Here is a 16,075-nt window from a genome sequence, read left to right as displayed (position 1 = left end):
GCGCCATGACAATAACTCCTCAACAACTGATCGCACTCTCACCACTGCTGATTATCGGGTTGACAGTGGTGGTTGTGATGCTGTCCATTGCGTGGCGACGCGATCACTTTATTAATGCCACACTGACCGTCGTTGGTCTGAACCTTGCGCTGCTGTCTCTGTACTTTGTCGGGCAGCAGCAGCCGATGGATGTGACACCGCTGGTGCATATCGACGGCTACAGCATGTTTTACACCGGGCTTATCCTGATTTCGTCACTGGCCACCACGACCTTTGCCTATTCGTGGCTGGAGACCTATCCGGATAACAAAGAAGAGTTCTATCTGCTGGTACTGATTGCCACACTCGGCGGCATTCTGCTGTCGGGGGCGGATCACCTGGCGTCCTTCTTTATCGGGATTGAACTGCTGACACTGCCGCTGTTCGGGCTGATCGGCTATGCCTTCCGCCAGAAACGCTCACTGGAAGCGTCCATCAAATATATGCTGATGTCTGCGGCGGCGTCGTCTTTTCTGCTGTTCGGGATGGCGCTGCTGTACGCGGAATCCGGTGATTTATCCTTTGCCGGTTTAGGCCGCAGTCTGGCGGACAGTCAGATTCACCAGCCGCTGGTTCTGACCGGTCTGGGGATGATGATTGTCGGTATCGGCTTTAAGCTGTCACTGTTCCCGTTCCAGTTATGGACACCGGATGTGTATCAGGGTGCCCCGGCACCGGTCTCCACCTTCCTGGCGACCGCCAGCAAGATCGGGATTTTTGCCGCTGTGCTGCGCCTGCTGGTACTGGCACCGATGGCGGATTCCGGGACATTACAGATTGTCCTGACGGTGATTGCGATTGCCTCAATCCTGTTCGGTAACCTGATGGCGATCACCCAGAACAGCATCAAGCGTATGCTGGGTTATTCTTCGATCGCACACCTCGGTTATCTGCTGGTGGCCTTTATCGCGGTGAATGATCCGAAACTGGCGGAAGAGACCGCCGGTATCTATCTGGCCGGTTATTTGTTTGCCAGCCTCGGCGCGTTCGGTGTGGTCAGTCTGATGTCCAGTCCGTACACCGGGCCGGATGCGGATTCCCTGCATGCCTATCGCGGTCTGTTCTGGCGTAAGCCGGTTCTGGCTGCGGTCATGACCGTGATGATGCTGTCCCTGGCGGGTATCCCGATGACCTTCGGCTTTATCGGTAAGTTCTTCGTGGTGGCAACCGCCGTGAATGCGGAACTGTGGTGGCTGACAGCCGCTGTGGTGCTCGGCAGTGCAATCGGTCTTTATTACTATCTGCGAATGATGATCAGCCTCTATATCCGCGGTTCGGAATCACCGGCCCGTATGGCACCGTCCAACTGGGCGATGAGTGCCGGTGGTATTGTGGTGCTGCTCTCCGCGATTATTGTTGTCGTGCTCGGTATCTGGCCGCAGCCGTTTATCACCCTGACCGGCTACGCAGTACTGAGTTACTGATATCTGTACTGAGAAAAACCGGGCTGAAATCAGCCCGGTTTTTTTATGCCATCCCGATAAATGCCGAAAAGTAGCGGCGCTGGGCAAGGATAAGATCATCCAGCCCGGGAAGGGGCTCATCCTGACTGAAATACGGCTCATACTGTCTGACACTTTGCAGCCAGAATAACAGTACCGCACTGATCCGGTTGTTAAATTCCCGCAGTTTCGGAAGCAATGTCAGGGCACTGCTGATTTCCTGCATATGATCCTGCAACTGCTTCAGGTCTTTTTTCAGATTACGGATAAGTTTGCTGAGGTCATAGATCCGCTGACTGAGTGTCGTCCGGGTTTCGACCAGCTGAACATAACTCAGCCCTTCGGTTAATGTATTGATAACCGCTGAAATAATCCGGTGGAGCTCATCCATAATAAACCGCTCGGAAGAGGACATCTCCACATTCTTCAGCTGTTCGGTTGTCGGCAGCGTGGTGGTGCCGAAAAGTGACTGGAATCCGCGCTGATGAATAATTTCCTCAGACTGAATAATGACTGCCAGTTTTTCCTCCCAATAGAGTTTATCGCATTTAAATTTATCAATATCCGGCAGTGCATTGCTGATAGCCTTGTCCAGATAAGACTGATGGTGCAATAGCCCGCCCTGTAACAGCGGAATAGCGGTGGCATCAAATTCAGTATTAAACAGGGTATTAATGCTGTTCACCGAATGATAAATCGTATTCATCTGGTTAGTTAAAAATTCATAAATTTGTTTTTCATGGGGAAGTGAAAACAGATTCATCCCCGTATCCGGAGGAAATGTGCCGAGTAAATTTTCAAGATCAAAATTATGAAGATGAGAATAAATAATCGCAGACTCAGCGGAAATCATATTCAGTATTCTGGTCTGCCATTTTTTTATATCACGGATCTGAAAATGCAGATCCGCTGCGGGCAATGATAATGTTTCGGCATCGGTACTGATATCATGATTTTTAGCTCTTAAGTGTGTAAGAGTAATATGTTCAGGATTAATGTCAGAATGCGTCATGTGATTTTCCTTATTATGCTTCCAGATTAGCGGTATCAAAAATAGCAATGAGTTCTCTGGCATAACCTCGGACCCGTTGCCAGGGAAGAGTGATTTTTTTCAGCTGTAATGAAAATTGTAAAAGGCTGTATGCATCATTTATCTGCATAAAGGTATTGAGGGATTCATTAATTTCAGTCAGCATGACCTGCCACATAAAATCCAGATGATCGACGGCAATATGGGCATCAGCAAAATAGCTGTCCAGGGTATTCAGTTCTTTATCCAGCTTAATAATCAGTTTCTGTATGTTTTGCTGAGTGATAAGTTGCTCTTCCAGATCCGCGACTTCCTCAATCAGCTTATTTTTACGCCGCCTGACCTGTTCGGCCCGGTAGCCGAAAATACCGCCGGTGATGATAAGCCCGATAATACCGCCGACCAGTCCGGCGAAGGACAGCTTCACAAACTGGCTGTATTCCCGTTTGAGGATCTCAATCTCATCGTTTCTGACCCGGATTTGTGACTGCAAATCTGAGGTGTTATCGTCAGTCTGATTTTTTAATAAGACTTTCTGTTTACGTTTTACTTCATAGATCAGCGACGGAATTTCATTGCCGGAATCATCAATACCCCCGATCAGTTCCAGCCGGAATCTGGCGATACAATTTTTTACCCTCTGTGTCTTTTTTCTTTCTTCCGCGATATCATCCCGCATGACGGTTAATATCTTTGTCAGTTCACCGGAAATAATCCGGTCCTGTCTTTTATAGATAATATCTTTTAAATTTGACGGTGGTGTATCCTGCATCATTATGTTTGCCTGGGTAATAACCGGCATTTCATTTATTGCATTAAGAATATAATCCCCGGTCGTCGTGATACCGGCACCGGCAATTTCAAGATCAATCGCCTGTTGTTTGGTCATGGATTCAACCTGTTCCCAGCTCAGTGCATGCTGATAAATATGAGAAAACAGACGCTGAATATTATGGGGTTCAAATCCCGGCAGATCAGTATTGCGGTAGCCTATAAACTCAATAATATCTTCTTTTTCCCGGGGAAGTGTCATCCCGTAATTAATGTAGCGTTTGATATGAACCAGATCATTATGTGTGAATATACCTGCAGCCCGGAAAGTATCCTCCTCTTCATTGAGAAGTAACTTTAATGTGGCCGGGCCTATTTCATCAGCTGTAATAAGCCGGTCAGCCGGCATGGTTTGTGTGTGCATAAATATCTCCCTGTGATGAGATACATAACTCCGTGGTGAATGGGGCCGAAACAGCATCGGTTTCCGCATTAATTGCTTAAAATGCACAGCGGTGACAAGGATAAAAAAGAAGGATGGTTTTAATAATTTTTATCTCACCGTATAATCACAGTGACCCGCGCATTTTGCATATCCGGAGCAAGCAGTGACTCTTTTTTCTGATTTTATTTCTCAGGTCTGTACTGAAATAACGAATAACAAAAATAAACCCGATGGTATTTATCAGTACGCGGTGACTCTGCCGCCGTCACTGGCGGCAGTATTATCCCCGCCGGCTCTGACCGGCTGGCTGAATGCCCAGACCTGCTGGCCGCAGTTTTACTGGCAGCACCGCGACGGCACAGAAACAGCAGCGGTGTGCGGGGAAGTGTGTCGTTTCACGCATATCAGCGGGGCACAGGCGCTGCTGGATACCTTACCGGCACAGAGTCAAATCCGGATCTGGGGGCTGAACAGCTGGCAGTTTGATACCCCGTCTCCGGCACAGGGCACCGGCGGCAGTTATCTGTTTGTTCCCCGCGCCGAACTGCGGATATCCGGCAGTGAAACACACTTTCTGGTTAATATTGACAGCCGCCGCCCGGCGGAAGAAACCACGGAATTTCTGCATTCACTGGTCTGGCAAACTGCACTTCCGGCGTTGCACAGCACGGTTATCAGTGCCCGGCACCAGCCGGATGAAGCGGGCTGGACACAGTTGGTGACGGATGCGGTGACTGCCATTACCGGCGGAGAGATGGAAAAAGTGGTGACGGCCCGCAAAACCGCACTGGAACTCTCCGCGCCGGTCTCTCCGGCAGCCTTTATGCAGGCCAGTTGTGACTGCAATCACCACTGTTTTCACTATATGCTTGCCACCGGACCGGACACGGCTTTTGTGGCTTCGCCGCCTGAACGCCTCTATTTCAGAGCTGGGGCTCAGTTGTATACCGAAGCGCTGGCGGGAACAGTGGCGAATTATCCGGAAGATGACCGTGCGGAACAAGCGGCACAATGGCTTCTGGCTGATAAAAAGAATGTGCATGAAAACAGTGTGGTGGTTGATGATATTTGTCAGCGCCTGCAGGGGGCGGTCAGTGCGCTGGATGTGAGTGCGGCGGCGGTGATCCGCCTGCGCAAAGTGCAGCATCTTTACCGTGTTATTTCTGCCGCGTTATATGCCCCCCGTGACAGCGATTGTTTACAGCGTCTTCAGCCGACGGCCGCCGTTGCCGGTCTGCCGCGCAGTGCCGCACTGGCCTTTTTGCGGGATAACGAACCGTTTGACCGTGACTGGTATGCCGGCAGCGGCGGCTATTGCAGCCCGTCCCGCAGCGAATTTGCGGTGTCGCTGCGCTGTGCGAAAATCAGCGGCAGCAGGGTGGATTTGTATGCCGGGGCAGGTATTGTCGCCGGTTCGGATCCGCAGGCAGAGTGGTGTGAAATCGAAAATAAAGCGGCGGGTCTGAGAACACTGCTGGAGAGCGACGCTCACTGATTGTGCAACTTTCTGCTTACCGGGGCAGAAACCGTGAAATAATCTACCGGTTTATTGAACTACATTAAGGTATTTCCTGAGTCAATCCGTAGACTACGGAGAACTACAGGTCAGGAAAGGTGAGCTATGTCAAACAGTGCATTGAACCGCCGCTGGGCGGAAGTGATTTTGGAGGCGCTGAGCCGTCACGGGTTACGCCATATCTGTATCGCGCCGGGATCCCGGTCAACACCACTGACACTGGCTGCTGCCGCCGATGACAAATTTATCTGTCACACCCATTTTGATGAGCGCGGGCTCGCGCATCTGGCGCTGGGACTGGCGAAAAGCACCCGGCTGCCGGTGGCGGTGATTGTCACTTCCGGTACGGCGGTGGCAAATCTTTATCCGGCACTGATTGAGGCCGGACTGACCGGCGAACGCCTTGTTTTTCTCACAGCAGATCGCCCGCCGGAACTGATTGACTGCGGCGCAAACCAGGCTATCCGCCAGCCCGGTATTTTTTCCTCTCATCCGTTTGCCGCACTGGCATTGCCGCGTCCGGTTTTTGATATCCCCGCGTCCTGGCTGGTCTCTTCCCTCGATGACATCATGAACCGTCTTCAGCACGGCGCAGCACATATTAACTGCCCGTTTGCCGAGCCGCTGTATGATGATGACGGACAGACCGGTAAGGAATGGCAGGCACAACTCGGCAACTGGTGGCAGAGTGATAAGCCGTGGTTACAGCAGACCCGCTGTACCTCTGTGATCAGCGTGGATGACTGGTTCTTCTGGCGGCAGAAAAAAGGTGTAATTATTGCCGGACGTATGCAGGCCGCCGAAGGTAAACAGTTGCGCCAGTGGGCGGAATGCCTCGGCTGGCCGCTGATAAGCGACGTGCTCTCCCAGACCGGTCAGTTGTTGCCGCATGCCGATCTCTGGCTGGCGTCCCCGCGTTACCGCGAAGTACTGGCTCAGGCAGATGTGGTGATCCAGTTCGGCTCAAGCCTGACCGGCAAACGGCTTTTACAGTGGCAGGCTGCGTGTACACCGCCGGAATACTGGATTGTGGATACCATTCCGGGACGGCTGGACCCGGCAAATCACCGGGGCCGCAAATTTGAATGCAGTGTCAGCGAATGGCTGGATGACCACCCGGCACAAACCCGCACACCGTGGGCACCGCAACTGGCGGAATGGACGCGGGCACTGAACATCCATGTTACAGAAACTCTGGGCGATGGCTGGGGCGAAGCGCAGATTGCCTGCCGCCTGCCGGAACTGCTGCCGCCACAGGGGGTATTATTTGCCGGGAACAGCCTGATTGTCCGGCTGATTGATGCTTTTGCTCAGCTGCCGTGCGGCTATCCGGTGTACAGCAACCGGGGCGCGAGTGGTATCGACGGCCTGATTTCCACCGCTGCCGGTGTTCAGCGCGGCAGTGCCAAACCGGCACTTGCTGTCGTCGGGGATATCTCCGCGCTGTATGATCTCAACAGCCTGGCACTGCTGCGTTATACCTCCGGGCCGTTTGTGCTGCTGATCGTCAATAATAACGGCGGACAAATTTTCTCCATGCTGCCGACACCGGAGCAGGAGCGTCAGCGCTTCTACTGTATGCCGCAGTCGGTCAGTTTTGCCGGTGCGGCGCAGATGTTCGGCCTCAGCTACAGTGCCCCGCAGGACTGGCCGTCACTGAAAGCCGCGGTCAGCAAAGCCTGGTCACAGCATGCCGCGACAGTGATTGAGGTGGTGACAAACGGCGACGAAGGGGCAAAATACCTTCAGCAGTTGGTCCGTGAGGCAGCACAATGACGGTTCTGGCCGCACAGCGCTGTTATGCGGACAGGCCCGGCCCGTGGCTGGTCTGGCTGCACGGTCTGTGGGGAAATAAAGAAGAGTGGCTGACGGCGGCAGAAGAAGCCGGACACTTTCCCTCATTACTGATTGATTTACCCGGCCACGGCGGCTCACAATCCGTCCGCGCCAAAAACTTTCCGCATGTCAGTCAGTTGATTGCGGAGACACTGGCCGCGCATCAGATAGATGACTACTGGCTGATCGGTTATTCCCTCGGCGGGCGGCTGGCTATGTATCACGCCGCTTACGGCGACCCGGCAGGGTTGCGCGGGCTGATTATTGAAGCCGGAAATCCCGGACTTGCCACACTGGACGAGCGCAATGCCCGGTTGCTGCATGATAACCGCCAGGCACAACAGTTACGTGAACGCCCGCTGGCGTCTGTCCTGTATGACTGGTATCGTCAGGGCGTCTTTGCCGATCTCAATGAGGTTCAGCGGCAGCAGCGGGTGGAACAGCATCTGCATCATAATGCTTTTGCGATCGCGGATATGCTATCGGACACTTCCCTCGGGCATCAGCCGCAGCTGGCGGAAAAACTGCACGCCCTGAATCTGCCGCTGCTCTATCTCTGTGGTGAACGGGACAGCAAATTCCGCGCCATTGCGGAGGCACACCATTTTCCGTTACGGACTATCCGATATGCCGGGCATAACACCCATCAGGCAAATCCCGCCGCGTTTGCGGAGGCAGTCCGGACATTTTTATCATTACATTCTGTTTAAGGAACTCACCGCTATGATGTATCCGAGCGAAGAAAAGCTCTCTGCCCCGGTTGAATGGGTCGACTGCACCGGCGATTATCAGGATATTCTGTTTCATAAATCAAAAGACGGTATCGCCAAAATCACCATTAACCGTCCGCAGGTACGCAACGCGTTCCGTCCGTTAACAGTGAAAGAGATGATCAGTGCGCTGGCGAATGCCCGTTATGATGACGGCATCGGTACCATTATTTTTACCGGACAGGGCGAAAAAGCCTTCTGCGCCGGTGGTGACCAGAAAATCCGCGGTGACTACGGCGGCTACCGTGATGACAGCGGTACACATCACCTGAATGTGCTGGATTTACAGCGCGATATCCGTACCTGTCCGAAGCCGGTGGTGGCGATGGTGGCGGGTTATGCTATCGGTGGCGGCCATGTGCTGCACATGATCTGTGACCTGACCATCGCGGCGGATAATGCGGTGTTCGGTCAGACCGGGCCGAAAGTCGGTTCATTTGACGGCGGCTGGGGTGCTTCTTATATGGCGCGGATTGTCGGCCAGAAGAAAGCGCGTGAAATCTGGTTCCTGTGCCGTCAGTACAATGCACAGGAAGCGCTGGATATGGGACTGGTCAACACCGTGGTGCCTTACGCGGATCTGGAAAAAGAAACCGTGCGCTGGTGCCGTGAGATGCTGGAAAACAGCCCGATGGCGCTGCGCTGTCTGAAAGCGGCACTCAATGCGGATTGTGACGGTCAGTCCGGTCTGCAGGAGCTGGCGGGTAATGCCACCATGCTGTTCTACATGACCGAAGAAGGTCAGGAAGGGCGTAACGCATTCAACGAAAAACGCTCACCGGATTTCTCTAAATTCAAACGTAACCCGTAATGCGCCACGCCACATTATACAGTTTCAGCCTGCCGATGGAGGCAGGCGTTATTCTGCGTAATCAGCGCCTGAAAACCCGCGACGGACTGCTGGTCTGTCTGCGGGAGGATGACCGCGAAGGGTGGGGGGAAATCTCCCCGCTGCCGGAATTCAGCCGTGAAACCCTCGCCGAAGCACATCAGGCGGCAGAAGCGTGGGTAGCGGCCTGGTGTCAGGGCAGTGATCCGGCGGAAAGTCCGCTGCCGTCAGTCGCATTCGGGCTGAGCTGTGCACTCGCCGAGCTGGACGATACGCTACCGCAGATCCTCAATACCCGCAAAGCGCCGCTCTGTACCGGTGACCCGGATGACCTGATCCTTGCGCTCGATGCCATGGACGGTGAGAAAATTGCCAAAGTGAAAGTCGGGCTGTATGAGGCTGTCAGGGACGGGATGGTGGTGAATCTGCTTCTGGAGGCAGTGCCGGATCTGCGTCTGCGCCTGGATGCCAACCGCAGCTGGACCCGTGCCAAAGCGGACGGCTTTGCGAAATATGTGGCACCGGAACACCGCGCCCGGATTGATTTTCTCGAAGAGCCGTGCAAAACGCCGGAAGAATCCCTGTGTTATGCGCAGGACACCGGTATTGCCATTGCCTGGGATGAATCTGTCCGTGAACCGGGTTTTACGGTAACAGCACAGCCCGGTGTGGCAGCAATTGTGATCAAACCCACGCTGACGGGCAGTATCGCCCGCTGCCGTGAACTGATCACAGCGGCGCACCGCGAAGGGTTGCAGGCGGTGATCAGCTCCTCGGTGGAGAGCAGTTTCGGCCTGACACAACTGGCGCGTCTCGCCGGATGGCTGACCCCGGACACTCTGCCGGGGCTGGATACGCTCTCTCTGATGCAATCACAACTGGTGCGTCCGTGGCCGGGCAGCACACTGGCACTGATAACCGCAGATCAATTAACTCAGACAGGACAATGGTAATGACGGCAGCACAATGGCCGTGGGTTGCACATGCTCAGCAGGCACCGGACAAAACGGCGCTGCGCTGTGCGGACTCATCGCTGACATGGACAGAACTGACGGCTCTCGCGGATGCCCGCGCCGCCGGGTTTTATCAGCAGGGATTGCGGGAAAGTAACTGCGTGGTGCTGCGCGGCAAAAACAGCACAGAACTGGTGATTGATTTTCTGGCGCTGCTGCGTTGCGGGGCGGTGATTCTGACACTCAATCCCGCACTGCCGCGCGGATTACAGACAGAACTGGTCGCGTCACTCGATGCGGATTATGTGTGTGACCGGAGCGACAGCACAATCGCGCTGCCGCTGAAAACACTGGATCCGTCCGTGACCGGCACAGCACCGCCGGACGTGATCCCTCATCCGAAACGGCTGGCAACACTGATTCTGACATCCGGATCCACCGGGTTACCGAAAGCCATTGCCCACCGTCCGGTCGCGCATCTGGCTGCGGCACAGGGCGTGGTCTCACTGCTGAACTATCAGGCGGGTGACAGCTGGCTGTTATCGCTGCCGCTGTGTCATGTTTCCGGGCAGGGGATTCTCTGGCGCTGGCTGTTACAGGGCGGTGAAATGGTGGTGCGGGCAGACGGTGAAACGCTGGCAGAATCACTGCGCGGGTGCACGCACGCCTCGCTGGTGCCGACACAACTATGGCGTCTGCTGCAATCACCGGAAACTCTGCCGCCGCTGCGGGATGTTCTGCTTGGTGGTGCGGCTATTCCTGTTGCGCTGACAGAAGCGGCAGAAGCCAGGGGTATCCGCTGCTGGTGTGGTTACGGCATGACAGAATTTGCCTCGACAGTCTGCGCAAAACGGGCAGACGGCAAACCCGGGGTGGGAAATCCGCTGTCCGGTAAAAACATCCGTCTGGATGAACAGCAGCAGATCCTGATCAAAGGCGACAGCTTTGCCGCCGGTATCCGGCTGAATGGTGCTCTGCATACACTGCCGTCCCATGACGGCTGGTATCCGACCCGTGACAAAGGCCATATGCAGGATGGTGAGCTGGTGATCGACGGCCGGCTGGATAATCTTTTCTGCTGCGGCGGCGAGAATGTGCAGCCGGAAGTGACAGAAAAACAGCTGATGCACTATCCGCTGATCACGGAGTGTCTGGTGGTACCGGTCAGCAGTGACGAGTTCGGTGCTGTGCCTGTGTATCTGATCCGTGATTATGATGACTGGACAGACGAACAACGGCAGCATTTCAGTGACTGGTGTCTGGCGGAATTGCCTGCCTTTATGCGTCCGGCGGCCTGCTATGCATTACCGGAAGCGGATGCGGGCAGCGGTATCAAACGCACCCGTGCACCACTGATTCAGATGGCGCAGGATCGTTTTCATACCCGCTGAGTTCATATAAAAAAACCGCTGCGGTCACTGACTGCAGCGGTTTTGTTGTGTTATCACACGATTATTTTTTCAGTTTTGCGATCGCAGCTTCCACACCGGCACCGTATTCCGGATGCACCTGTTTAAACAGCGCTATCTGGCGGGCTTGTGTTTCTTCGGCTGCCTGCACCAGTTCCCCGGCGATACGGGCAAACATACGCTGATGTTCGGCGTCACTGAGTAATTCATACAGCGCACGCGGCTGGCTGAAGTAATCGGTATCTTCGCGGTGGTTCCAGTGGTCGGCGGCACCGTCAACAGACAGCGGCGGCTCGCTGAAATCAGGCTGTTCCTGAAAGAGACCGGCACTGTTCGGTTCATACGTTTCCGCATTACCGCTGTTACCGTCGATACGCATTGCGCCGTCACGGTGATAGTTATGGAACGGGCAGCGCGGTTTATTGACCGGGATCTGATGGTGGTTGACCCCTAAACGGTAGCGGTGAGCATCACCGTAGGAGAACAGACGCCCCTGCAACATTTTATCCGGCGAAAAACCAATGCCGGGAATCACGTTGGCCGGGCTGAATGCCGCCTGTTCCACATCGGAGAAATAGTTTTCAGGGTTACGGTTCAGCTCGAAATAACCGACATCCATCAGCGGATAATCTGCATGCGGCCATACTTTGGTCAGATCAAACGGGTTATACGGTACTTTTGCCGCATCGGTTTCCGGCATCACCTGAATTTGCAGGTTCCAGCGCGGATAATCGCCTTTTTCAATCGCATTGAACAGATCACGCTGTGAACTTTCACGATCTTTTCCGATTAACTGTTCTGCTTCATCATCCATCAGGTTGGCAATACCCTGCTGGCAGCGGAAATGGAATTTCACCCAGAAACGCTCGTTATTACCGTTGATAAAGCTGTAAGTATGACTGCCGAAACCGTGCATATTGCGGTAGCTCTGCGGCAGACCACGGTCACTGACATCGATGGTCAGCTGGTGGAGGGATTCAGGCAGATGAGAGAAGAAATCCCACTTATACGCCATATTGCGCAGATTGGTACGCGGGTCACGTTTTACCACGTGGTTCAGATCCGGGAATTTCAGCGGGTCACGCAGGTAGAACACCGGCGTGTTGTTACCGACCATATCCCAGTTACCTTCCTCAGTATAAAACTTCAGGGCAAAGCCGCGGATATCCCGCTCTGCATCTGCCGCGCCGCGCTCACCGGCCACGGTGGAGAAGCGGGCAAACATATCGGTTTTTTTACCGACCTGAGAGAAAATTTTTGCGCGGGTAAAACGGGTAATGTCATGGGTGACGGTAAATGTACCGAACGCACCGGAGCCTTTGGCGTGCATGCGGCGCTCAGGGATCACTTCTCGGTCAAAATGCGCCAGTTTTTCCAGAAACCACACATCCTGTAACAGCATCGGGCCGCGTTTTCCGGCAGTCATGACATTGTTGTTATCAACGACGGGTGCGCCCGCAGCCGTTGTTAATCCTTTCTTTTTCATCACATATCTCCAGTCGGTAAAGGAAAAAAGCACTGATTGCAGAAATTGGCGCGATGTGCAAAATCAGCATGGTGAGTCATAAATTGCACTGAGGGTTGTTGTTTTTATCTGTCTTTATGACCTGGTATAAAATATAGCACTGTCATAAAAAGAATGTGTCGATTTGATGGATTGGTGTGACCTATTGATGGGAGATATAGATAACTTTACATAAAAATCAGAATATTAACTTTCAAACGGTGACAGTTTCGGGGAGAATGCCCGAAACCCTGTCTGAATTTATGTGGTGGCAAAAATGAAAAAATATAAAGCGGCTGTGGCTGCAACACTGATGTTTGCGGCAGGCGCTGCAAACGCAATCTCTATGGATGTTGAAGCCGGTAAGAAATTTACCGATATCAATGTGGGCTTTGGTGACCCGTACTCAGGTCTGTCATTTGACGGTAACTGGGCACGCAGTGATCACCAGGGACAGTTAGGCGGCGCACGTGCCAAATTTGCTTTCCCGCTGGGCCCGGTTTCTGCGAGTGTCGGCGGTAAAGCTGTTTATCTGGATCCGGAAGTGGGTAAAAAAGGCATGGCCGTTGCACCGGGTGTCGGTGTGGCGTGGAGCATCCTGCCGTCAGTGCGTGTTTATGGTGAGTTTTACGGCGCACCGTCAGGTCTGACTTCCGGTAACGACTCTTATAAAGAAGCAGATGTCGGTGCAAACTGGACTGTATTTGCCCCGCTGAATGTGAAAGCCGGTTACCGTAAGATTGAAGTTGAATCTAATAACGGTCATGAAAACCGTATCGCGGATGGCGCTTATCTGGGCGCGGGTCTGAGTTTCTGATCCCCGTTTCACAGACAAAAAAACCCGTTCACTGAACGGGTTTTTTATACAGAAATCGTGTTATCAGGCGTGACGTTCACCGATTGGTAAAATTGTCCGGCCATACTGTTCATTCAGAACTTCAGCCATTGCCAGATAAAATGCAGTCGCACCACATAAAATACCTTCATAACCGGCAAATTTCAGTAATGCGGCATTACCGGTAGCATTACCGATAACGAGCAGGGCAAATAAAATCACCAGTAAAAAGAAAACCGCGCGCAGTGTCAGGTTTGCTTTTAGTGTGGCAATAAACATAAAGAACGAGAAAATGCCCCACAGTGCCAGATAGACAGCAAGGAATTCATGACTGGTTGCTTCACCGAATCCCATTGACGGCATCAGCAGTATGCCGACCAGACTTATCCAGAAAAAGCCATACGACGTAAAGGCAGTCGCACCGAACGTATTTCCTTTCTTAAATTCAAAAATACCCGCGATGACCTGCGCAATACCACCGTAGAAAATCCCCATGCTCAGAATAACAGAAGCCATCGGGAAGAATCCGGCGTTGTGGACATTCAGCAGGATAGTCGTCATACCAAATCCCAGTAAGCCCAGCGGGCCTGGATTCGCAATACGGTCAGAGCTCATAGAACCTCAATCAGATAAATAAAGGAGAGACACACTATTCAAAGGCGCGGATGATAAGGGGAAATGTACAGAAATACAACTATAAAAAACTGATTTTTGCAGGGTAAATGTTAAATATTAATATTTTGTAAAACAAGATGTCTTGTTTACGACAGATTTGTTTAAAAATATGGCGAATCAGGGGGTTGTCCGCTGATCAAAATAACCTGTTTTTTTGACCGGTAATAAGAGTATTCAAATTATGATTAGGCGTAATTACGATGAAACATTTTATTATCTTATTTAAATAAGGAAATAAAAATAATAGCATGGCACGATTTATTTATTACTGTTATTAATAAAAGAATGATTAAATAAATCATCATAACTACGTATTAAACGAGTTGCATATATCGGTTAATACTTATATGCGTATATTGTGTAAATACCTTTATTTCCACACAAAGAGTAAAGGAATAATGTGAATCACTGCCTGTTGAGGGAGCATTGAGATTTTATATGATTATAATAATCCATAAATGAGTATGGTGAAGTGATTTAATATATTTTATTTTCCGGATGAAAAGGACGTTATTTATGCAGGTAAAAATTTATAAATTTATGTATTTTAATAGCGAAAAAGCACATATCGCATGATATAGTATTAACCAATAAACAACGGAAAAGTAACAATTCGTAGCAATGATAATACGAAACCAGCATAACTATTTGATACTAGTCACTTTTCGATGTTTTTAAAAAAATATTCTCCGGAATAATATGTTTTTCTTTGAACATTAAACGTAATGTGACGATAATAAATCACAGGGAATTTTTAGATAATTCTTACCGGGGTGTCAGTCAACAGCAATGCCTTGATGTCTTAAGTAAAGACGGACGGGTAGTAGTTATATTAAAATAATAAGGCACAGATATGATTTCAGAACGAGTTAGCGACGCATATGTTTATGGCGAAATTTGCCAGGCAATCGGCAGAGCCGCTGTCCTTTTATGCAAAAGTGGCGAGCCGGTTACTAAAGAAGCCATTCAGGTGATGCTGGAAATATATTGGGAACAGCAGAATGATGACTTTATGAATGTCATCTATGAAAAAGCCATTAATGCACTGGACTGATTGCTATCAGTAATAATTCTGAGTATAGGAGAACTCTGCCGCATAATTCCTCCCTTTTTGTGGTTGCGGTTCTCTTTTATTATTCCGTTTTTTCCTTACCCGCCATATCCGCCGCCGTATTTGTCAGCGCGGCTACGCACTGGCACCTGAAATAAATGCATTATGGCAGCAGCATGGCAGTTCTCTGACATGGGGGCGGCTGATGCTTTTTTGTCTGGTGATGGCTGCGGGAGTATTGTGGATTTAAAACCTGTCAGAACAGAGAGAATAAAATGACCACCGGTAATGACATCGGCCAGGTCAGGGCTATCAGCAGGCAACTGAGCAGGCGGAAAAACGGGTTCGGATCTTTTGTCAGGAAAAAAGTCAGAATGAATGAAAGAAGACCACCTGTTGCGTAGATAGTCAGTAAAATTTGTGCAGAGGACATAACGGTTACATTAGTTAAACTGATGCGGGTAGTGTACCTCACCCCGCGTGATAAATCATGGCGGATCTGCTGCCGGTACAGGAATTTTTATGATCTCCTGTGCCGGCAGCGGCGTTTCAGAGCCCGGCTGATAAGAAAATGCTCCCGTAAGGGAGCAAAAATAAAGAAAAATAACGAAGAAATGCACGATTATCTGTTCTGATAATAATGATTAATGACAAAATTACTACACGGTTATTCCTGTCTTTATGCTGAATATCGGGCGGGATCACATTTTCAGTCGTCGTAATCAGAAACAGCAGTCAAAAAAATTGCCGGTCAGCTGACCGGCAAAAATATATTAAGAGCAATGTATACAATCCGGTATATAACAGATTATATAGCGCTATGTTAGCGGAAACGGGTCTGCGGTGAAAGCTTTTTTTCACCGTAGTGTGTCACAGAGCAAAGTTTGCCCCGGAATCAGAGCCTGCCTGAGATGAACGGTGATCGGCAGGATGACGGGCAGCCCCGGTGCTGCGGCAGGTTTCCGGTAAT

General features: G+C 51.4%; 14 protein-coding genes. 9 read left to right on the top strand and 5 right to left on the bottom strand.

Features of this window, described 5'->3' with window-relative positions; genetic code table 11:
• The first annotated feature begins 5 nt into the window (after window positions 1–5).
• Window positions 6–1,463, top strand: a complete 1,458-nt coding sequence (gene nuoN / locus AB7038_RS02280) for an NADH-quinone oxidoreductase subunit NuoN (protein WP_108656815.1) — start codon at window positions 6–8, stop codon at window positions 1,461–1,463.
• A gap of 43 nt (window positions 1,464–1,506) precedes the next feature.
• On the opposite strand, the gene AB7038_RS02275 is transcribed toward nuoN, so the two are convergent.
• Window positions 1,507–2,244, bottom strand: a complete 738-nt coding sequence (locus AB7038_RS02275) for an alpha-xenorhabdolysin family binary toxin subunit B (protein ID WP_369452671.1) — start codon at window positions 2,242–2,244, stop codon at window positions 1,507–1,509.
• Window positions 2,245–2,506: 262 nt separating this feature from the next.
• Window positions 2,507–3,706, bottom strand: a complete 1,200-nt coding sequence (locus tag AB7038_RS02270) for an alpha-xenorhabdolysin family binary toxin subunit A (RefSeq protein WP_369452670.1) — start codon at window positions 3,704–3,706, stop codon at window positions 2,507–2,509.
• Window positions 3,707–3,890: 184 nt separating this feature from the next.
• Between AB7038_RS02270 and AB7038_RS02265 the strand changes: the two genes are divergently transcribed.
• The 6 genes from AB7038_RS02265 to menE all read left to right on the top strand — a co-directional run bounded on the left by AB7038_RS02265 (window position 3,891) and on the right by menE (window position 11,022).
• Window positions 3,891–5,222: an isochorismate synthase gene (locus AB7038_RS02265; protein WP_368889149.1), complete on the top strand. Its 1,332-nt coding sequence runs from the start codon at window positions 3,891–3,893 to the stop codon at window positions 5,220–5,222.
• A gap of 126 nt (window positions 5,223–5,348) precedes the next feature.
• A complete protein-coding gene (gene menD / locus AB7038_RS02260) occupies window positions 5,349–7,019 on the top strand; it encodes a 2-succinyl-5-enolpyruvyl-6-hydroxy-3-cyclohexene-1-carboxylic-acid synthase (RefSeq protein ID WP_369452669.1) in 1,671 nt (556 codons plus the stop codon).
• A complete protein-coding gene (gene menH / locus AB7038_RS02255) occupies window positions 7,016–7,789 on the top strand; it encodes a 2-succinyl-6-hydroxy-2,4-cyclohexadiene-1-carboxylate synthase (protein WP_369452668.1) in 774 nt (257 codons plus the stop codon). Before menD ends, menH begins: the two co-directional genes overlap by 4 nt.
• A 13-nt stretch (window positions 7,790–7,802) precedes the next feature.
• A complete protein-coding gene (gene menB, locus AB7038_RS02250; protein WP_004235182.1) occupies window positions 7,803–8,660 on the top strand; it encodes a 1,4-dihydroxy-2-naphthoyl-CoA synthase in 858 nt (285 codons plus the stop codon).
• Complete coding sequence (gene menC, locus AB7038_RS02245) at window positions 8,660–9,631, top strand: o-succinylbenzoate synthase (protein WP_369452667.1); 972 nt, start codon at window positions 8,660–8,662, stop codon at window positions 9,629–9,631. The genes menB and menC overlap by 1 nt, the downstream gene beginning before the upstream one ends.
• Window positions 9,631–11,022, top strand: coding sequence for an o-succinylbenzoate--CoA ligase (gene menE / locus AB7038_RS02240; protein ID WP_368889153.1), 1,392 nt, complete (start codon window positions 9,631–9,633; stop codon window positions 11,020–11,022). Before menC ends, menE begins: the two co-directional genes overlap by 1 nt.
• A gap of 61 nt (window positions 11,023–11,083) precedes the next feature.
• On the opposite strand, the gene AB7038_RS02235 is transcribed toward menE, so the two are convergent.
• Window positions 11,084–12,526, bottom strand: a complete 1,443-nt coding sequence (locus AB7038_RS02235; protein ID WP_368889154.1) for a catalase — start codon at window positions 12,524–12,526, stop codon at window positions 11,084–11,086.
• A gap of 295 nt (window positions 12,527–12,821) precedes the next feature.
• Here AB7038_RS02235 and AB7038_RS02230 point away from each other — a divergent pair, with 295 nt between their 5' ends.
• Complete coding sequence (locus tag AB7038_RS02230; RefSeq protein WP_369452666.1) at window positions 12,822–13,361, top strand: YfaZ family outer membrane protein; 540 nt, start codon at window positions 12,822–12,824, stop codon at window positions 13,359–13,361.
• Window positions 13,362–13,424: 63 nt separating this feature from the next.
• Here the strand turns inward: AB7038_RS02230 and satP are convergent, their stop codons facing one another.
• The gene (gene satP / locus AB7038_RS02225) at window positions 13,425–13,994 is read right to left on the bottom strand and encodes an acetate uptake transporter (RefSeq protein ID WP_004235192.1); all 570 of its coding nucleotides are present in this window, start codon (window positions 13,992–13,994) and stop codon (window positions 13,425–13,427) included.
• Window positions 13,995–14,907: 913 nt separating this feature from the next.
• Here satP and AB7038_RS02220 point away from each other — a divergent pair.
• Window positions 14,908–15,108, top strand: coding sequence for a hypothetical protein (locus AB7038_RS02220; protein ID WP_004235196.1), 201 nt, complete (start codon window positions 14,908–14,910; stop codon window positions 15,106–15,108).
• 253 nt (window positions 15,109–15,361) lie between these two features.
• On the opposite strand, the gene AB7038_RS02215 is transcribed toward AB7038_RS02220, so the two are convergent.
• A complete protein-coding gene (locus tag AB7038_RS02215; protein ID WP_004235197.1) occupies window positions 15,362–15,538 on the bottom strand; it encodes a GhoT/OrtT family toxin in 177 nt (58 codons plus the stop codon).
• Window positions 15,539–16,075 lie beyond the last annotated feature (537 nt).

The sequence above is a fragment of the Morganella morganii genome (genome assembly GCF_041099235.1).
GTDB classification, from domain to species: Bacteria; Pseudomonadota; Gammaproteobacteria; order Enterobacterales; family Enterobacteriaceae; genus Morganella; species Morganella morganii_E.
This window is presented reverse-complemented; position numbering and strand designations above follow the sequence as displayed.